This window comes from Streptomyces sp. RP5T (genome assembly GCF_003933965.1).
GTDB lineage: Bacteria > Actinomycetota > Actinomycetes > Streptomycetales > Streptomycetaceae > Streptomyces.
In genome coordinates this window covers 1-1,260 of sequence record NZ_RSAJ01001108.1, presented here as the reverse complement: position 1 = coordinate 1,260, position 1,260 = coordinate 1, and the positions used below count along the sequence as shown (strand labels likewise).

Genomic DNA, 1,260 nt, shown 5'->3' with positions numbered 1-1,260 from the left:
CGCCCACACACCCGCCGCCTCACAGGTGTTCACCACCGTCCTCTCCCAGGGCCCCCTGCCCCGTCTGGAGGTGGCCCGGCGCGTGGGCCTTTCCCCGGCCGCCGTCACCAAGGCGGTCCGGCCGCTCATCGAGGCCGGCTACCTGGTCGAGGGAGTGGACGAGGACGCCCGTCCGGCGCTCGGCCGGCCCGCGAACCTCGTACGCGTCGACGGAGGACGGGCGCTGTTCATCGGCGTCAAGGTCACCGGGGACGAGATCATCGCGGTCCTCGCCGACCTGTGCTGCCGCATCCGCGAGGCCCGGCACCTGCCGTTGTCCGACCGCGAGCCCAGGACCGTGCTCGCGGGCATCTCGGACCTCGTGCAGGAACTGCTGGCCGAGGCGGACGGCAGCACGGCCGCGGTCCACGGCCTCGGCATCGCGGTCTCCGGCGATGTCGACCGCGGCGAGGGCACCGTCCGCTACTCGCCGTTCCTGGGGTGGCGCGACGTACCCCTCGCCGAACTCGCCGCCATGACCACGGGGTTGCCGGTCACCGTCGACAACGACGTCCGCGCCCTGACGGTCGCCGAGCAGTGGTTCGGTGCGGGGGTGGGCCTGTCCGACTTCGCCGTGGTCACCGTGGGCGCGGGCATCGGCTGCGGCCTGGTGGTGCACGGCCGGGTGGTCGCCGGGGCGCACGGCGTGGCCGGGGAGATCGGCCATGTGACCGTCGATCCGGCCGGTCCGCTCTGCCACTGCGGCAACCGTGGCTGCGTCGAGGCGATCGCGGGGGAGGCCGCGATCGTCCGGCAGGTCCGGGAGGCCACCGGCGTCGAACTCGCCGACGCCGAGGCGGCCCTGGCCCTGGCCCGCGAAGGCGTCGCCGGGGCCCGGGACGTGTACGCGCGCGCCGGCGAGGCGATCGGCCGGGGCATCGCCACCGTCGCCAACCTCCTCGGTCCGGAACGCGTGATCATCTCCGGCGAGGGACTCGCCGCCCACGACCTGTTCGCCGAGCAGATCCGTGACGCCTTCGTCGCGGCCGCCTTCGGCTCCGCCGCCCAGTGCGACGTCCGCACCCACCCGCTGCCCTTCGACGAGTGGGCGCGTGGAGCCGCCGCCACCGCCATCCAGTCCTTCATCGGCCCGGACACGGGCCGATAGCAACCCGCACCCCATTGGAGGCACGACCCATGCGGTCATCCTCGTACTTCGCCATGCCCGCCAGAGCCCTGCTGGTTCTCGCCCTCACCGCGGTCGCGGTTCCCACCGCACAC

The 1,260-nt window shown here is 74.0% G+C and carries 1 protein-coding gene; it reads left to right on the top strand.

The window, feature by feature from the left end:
• The coding region (locus EHS43_RS44805) for an ROK family transcriptional regulator (RefSeq protein ID WP_148104357.1) at nucleotides 1-1,147 on the top strand (1,147 nt) is incomplete at its 5' end.
• Nucleotides 1,148-1,260 lie beyond the last annotated feature (113 nt).